We start from the raw sequence: 4,111 nt of genomic DNA, 5'->3' as shown, positions 1-4,111 counted from the left end.
GGGCCGAGCGGGGTGCGCGGGCCGGGGGCGGGCGGCACGTCGGGGAACCCGGACACCTCGCCGCCGTAGTCGACGGCGCCCGGGGGCAGGCCCTCCGCCGGGGCGGCGACGGCGCCGGGCGGGACGACGACGAGGACGGCCGTCGTGCTCCGCGCCGCCTCGTGGTCCCCGCGCACCTCCGACAGCCCGACGACGTCGACGTCGGCCGGGGCGCCCTGGTCCTGGTGGAGCACCTGCGCACCGAGGTACCAGGCCGCCAGCCAGAACACCGGCGCGCGCCAGTCCGCGCCGAGCCGCACGAGGACCCGGCTGCCCGGGACGACGTCGGCCTCCTCCAGCAGCAGGTGCGCGGTCTTGGCGACCCAGGTGTGCAGGACGCGCCCGGTCAGCTCGACGCGCTGGTCGTCCGGGCCGTACCAGGTGAGCCGGGGCCGGGGGTCGGCACCGAGCTGGCGCAGCAGGGCCACCGCGTCCGTGGCGGCGCCGGCGGGCGCGGCGGGGGTGTCCGGGGGGCCGTCGGGGGGACCGCCGGAAGGGCTCGTGGGCAGGCGCACGCCCCCACCGTGGCACGGCACGGCTGCCCGGCACACCGGCGTCCCGGGGATACGCTGTCCGGGCCATGGACGATCTGCGCCGCACCGCCGAGCCCACCGTCGACGGGCTCCCGGGGCCCCCGTCCCGCCAGCCGTCCCCCGTGACCTCCGCCGTCGCGTCCGCCCCTGAGGGCTTCCCGCCGCCGGGCGCCGGGCAGCCGGGCGTCGTGCACCCCGTCGTGGCCGCCCCCGGCGTCCTCGTCCGCGACACCAGCCCCGGCCCGCGGCTCACCGCGACGGTGGTCCTGCCCTGCTACAACGAGCAGGAGCACGTGCTGGCCGAGGTCGAGCGGATCACCGCGGCCATGGACGCGGACGGCATGTCCTACGAGCTGCTCGTCATCGACGACGCCTCGACCGACGGGACGCTCGCGGTGCTCACCGCCGCCCAGCCCCGGTTCCCGCGGATGCGGCTCATGCCGTTCCGGCGCAACGGTGGCTCCGGCACCGCCCGGCGGATCGGCACGCGCGAGGCCCGCGGCGACATCGTCGTGTGGACCGACGCGGACATGACGTACCCCAACGAGCGCATCCCGGAGTTCGTCCGGATGCTGCTGGACGACGACGCCTACGACCAGGTCGTCGGGGCCCGGACCACGGAGGAGGGCACCCACAAGTGGCTGCGGGTGCCGGCCAAGTTCGTCATCCGCAAGTTCGCCGAGGTGCTCACCCACCAGACGATCCCCGACCTCAACTCCGGCCTGCGGGCGTTCCGCCGCGACGTGTCGCTGCCGTACCTGCGCCTGCTGCCGCCCGGGTTCTCGTGCGTGACGACGCTGACGATCTCGTTCCTGTCCAACCAGCACGACATCCGCTACGAGCCGATCAGCTACGCCAAGCGCGCCGGGGTGTCGAAGTTCCGGTTCGTCCGCGACGCCTACCGGTACATCCTGCAGATCCTCCGGATGGTCATGTACTTCGACCCGCTGCGGATCCTGCTGCCCATCTCGCTCGTGCTCCTGGCGGTCGGCACGGCCAAGCTGGTGTTCGACCAGTTCCGCGCGCTGTTCTCCCTGGCCGACAACACGGTCCTGCTCCTGGTCACGGGCCTGCTCATCGGGATGATGGGGCTGCTGGCAGACCTCATCGTGCGCTCCCGGGACAGCAGCTGAGCCGTCGGGCACAGCCCCCCTCCGGGGGCGTGCCGTGAGCGGGGGACGCGGTGAGGCGCTCGTCCAGCGCGGCCAGGGGCTCGTGCGGTCCCGGGTGTTCCGGTGGGTGTTCCTCGCCGTCGTCGTCGCGCTGGCGGTGCTCGCCCTCGCCGTGGACGGCGAGGAGTTCCTCGTCGGGGTCCGCCGGCTGGGCGTGCCGTCGTTGCTGCTCGCGCTGGTCTTCACCGTGGCCAACGTCGTGCTGTCGGCGGTCGCGTGGCGCTCGGTGCTGGCGGACCTGGGCAGCGTGATGTCCACCCGGGCGACCGGACAGGTGTTCTTCGTCGGGCAGCTCGGCAAGTACCTGCCCGGCAGCCTGTGGCACGTCGTCGCCCAGGTCGAGCTCGCCGCCGACCACGGCATCTCCCGCAGGCGCTCGGCCTCGGCCACCGTCGTCCACGTCGTCATCGTCTTCACCACGGCCCTGCTGCTCGGCGTGGCCGGCTTCGCGCTGGTCCCCGACCTTCTGCCCGGCGGCTACCGCTGGCTGGCGGTGCTCGTGCTCCCGCTGCTGGCCCTGCTGTACCCGCCCGTGCTCAACCGGGTGCTGGACCGGGTGCTCGCCCTTGCCCGCCGTCCTCCGCTCGAGCACTCGGTCAGCCACCGCGGTGCGCTGCGGACCACGGCCTGGGCCTTCGCTTCGTGGCTGGCGATCGGCCTGCAGACCCTCGTGCTCGTCGAGCGGGTCGGCGACCTCGAGCTGTCGGTGCGCCTGGTCGTGCTGTCGGTGACGGCGTTCGCGCTCGCCTGGTGCGTCGGCTTCGTCGCGTTCATCAGCCCGGCGGGGGCGGGCGCCCGCGAGGCGGCGCTGGTGCTCATGCTCTCCGGCGTCCTGAGCCCTGGGCGCGCGCTGCTCGTGGCGGTGGTGTCGCGGGTGCTGATGAGCGCCTCCGACCTGGGGCTGGCGGGGATCGCCATCGTGCTGGAGAAGCGGCGCACCAAGGCGTTGGCGAGGGCGGGCGGTGACGGACCTGTGTCCGGGGCCGGGGCCGGGGCCGGGGACCACGACCCTGACCCCGCGCCGGGTGCCGTCGACGGGCCCGGTGCCGTGCCCCGCGAGGGGCAGCCCGGCGACGTCCCCCCTCCGGGTCCGGCGCCCGAGGAGCAGCCCGGCGACGGCACGGTCCGGGGCCCGGCATGACGGCCCCCGCCCAGCGCAGGCCCGGCGGCGCCCCGGACGGTGCCGTGCGTGAGTGGGTGCCCGGCCGGCCGGTCGACCTGTACGGCACCCTCGGCACGCTCACCCGCGGCGGCGGCGACCCCTGCCACCGCCGCGACGGCAGCGGCGGGCTGTTCAGGGCGACCCTGACGCCCGACGGGCCGGGCCTGCTCCACCTGCGCGTCGTCCCCGCCCTCGCCGTGGTCCGGGCGCAGGCCTGGGGACCCGGCGCGGACTGGCTCCTCGACGGGGTGCCGGACCTCCTGGGCGGGCGCGACTGCGACGACGAGACCGGCCACGGCGCGTTCCGCCCCCGCCCGGAGCACCCGGTGCTCGTGCAGGCGTGGCGGTCCCGCCCGGGCTGGCGGACGCCCCGCAGCCGTGCGGTGCTGGAGGCGATGGTGGGCGCCGCGGTCGAGCAGGTCGTCACCGGCCTGGAGGCACGGCGCTCGCTGCGGGCCCTGGTGCGCCTCCACGGCTGCCCCGCGCCCGGCGCCCCGGCCCGGGAGGGCGGCCCCGCCGAGGGGATGATGGTGCCGCCCACGCCCCAGCAGTGGGCGCAGGTCCCGACCTGGGAGTGGCTGCGTGCCGGCGTCGAGGGGCGCCGCAGCGCGGTCGTCGTCCGCGCGGCCCGGGTCGCCGGCCGGCTGGAGGCCACGCTCGAGCGGACCCACGGCGAGGTCGAGCCGGTCCTGCGCAGCCTGCCCGGCGTGGGCCGGTGGACCGCCGCCGAGGTCCGCCAGCGCGCCCACGGCGACCCGGACGCGTTCAGCTTCGACGACTACCACGTGGCCAAGAACGTGTCGTGGGCGCTGACCGGCGAGGTCCTCGACGACGACGGCTGCGCCGAGGTCATCGCCTGCTACGCCGGGCACCGGTACCGGGTGCAGCGCCTGCTCGAGCTCGCCGGGGCCACCCGGCCGCGACGTGGCCCGCGGATGACGCTGCAGACCCACACGCCGTCGGCGACCTCCGGCCGCTCGTAGCACCGGTCGGCACTGGTCGGCACCGATCGGGACCGGCGGCCGCGCAGGCCGCGCTCCGGGCTAGCTGTGCCTTGCGTCGACGTCCGTGGCGTCGACGCGCGCGGGCCCGACGGTCACAGGCTCGACGCGCACGGCGCCGGGCACGAGCAGGACCCGGGTGCCCAGGCCCTCGGCGCGGCAGGCCACCGCCACCCGCTCCGCGACCTGGGCCGCAGCGAGCGC

Annotated in this window: 4 protein-coding genes; 3 read left to right on the top strand and 1 reads right to left on the bottom strand. The window is 76.4% G+C overall.

Annotation, left to right across the window (positions count from 1 at the left end):
• Nucleotides 1-554 (bottom strand): TIGR03089 family protein (locus WCS02_RS18290; RefSeq protein WP_340295722.1); only part of this gene is annotated, 554 nt, incomplete at its 3' end.
• 65 nt (nt 555-619) lie between these two features.
• Between WCS02_RS18290 and WCS02_RS18285 the strand changes: the two genes are divergently transcribed.
• The 3 genes from WCS02_RS18285 to WCS02_RS18275 are packed head-to-tail and all read left to right on the top strand — an operon-like array spanning nt 620 to nt 3,889.
• On the top strand, nt 620-1,705 hold the full coding sequence (locus WCS02_RS18285) for a glycosyltransferase family 2 protein (protein ID WP_340295721.1): 1,086 nt from the start codon (nt 620-622) through the stop codon (nt 1,703-1,705).
• A 34-nt stretch (nt 1,706-1,739) separates the two neighbouring features.
• Nucleotides 1,740-2,885, top strand: coding sequence for a lysylphosphatidylglycerol synthase domain-containing protein (locus tag WCS02_RS18280; RefSeq protein WP_340295720.1), 1,146 nt, complete (start codon nt 1,740-1,742; stop codon nt 2,883-2,885).
• Nucleotides 2,882-3,889 carry a DNA-3-methyladenine glycosylase family protein gene (locus WCS02_RS18275; RefSeq protein WP_340295719.1) on the top strand — a complete coding sequence of 336 codons (1,008 nt, stop codon included), beginning with the start codon at nt 2,882-2,884 and terminating at the stop codon, nt 3,887-3,889. The genes WCS02_RS18280 and WCS02_RS18275 overlap by 4 nt, the downstream gene beginning before the upstream one ends.
• Nucleotides 3,890-4,111 lie beyond the last annotated feature (222 nt).

The organism is Aquipuribacter hungaricus, from assembly GCF_037860755.1.
Lineage (GTDB): Bacteria > Actinomycetota > Actinomycetes > Actinomycetales > JBBAYJ01 > Aquipuribacter > Aquipuribacter hungaricus.
This window is presented reverse-complemented; position numbering and strand designations above follow the sequence as displayed.

Bases quoted from the DNA above. Each gene is read 5' to 3' on its own strand.
- WCS02_RS18275 (WP_340295719.1), top strand. From the start codon at position 2,882: ATGACGGCCCCCGCCCAGCGCAGGCCCGGCGGCGCCCCGGACGGTGCC.
- WCS02_RS18285 (WP_340295721.1), top strand. From the start codon at position 620: ATGGACGATCTGCGCCGCACCGCCGAGCCCACCGTCGACGGGCTCCCG.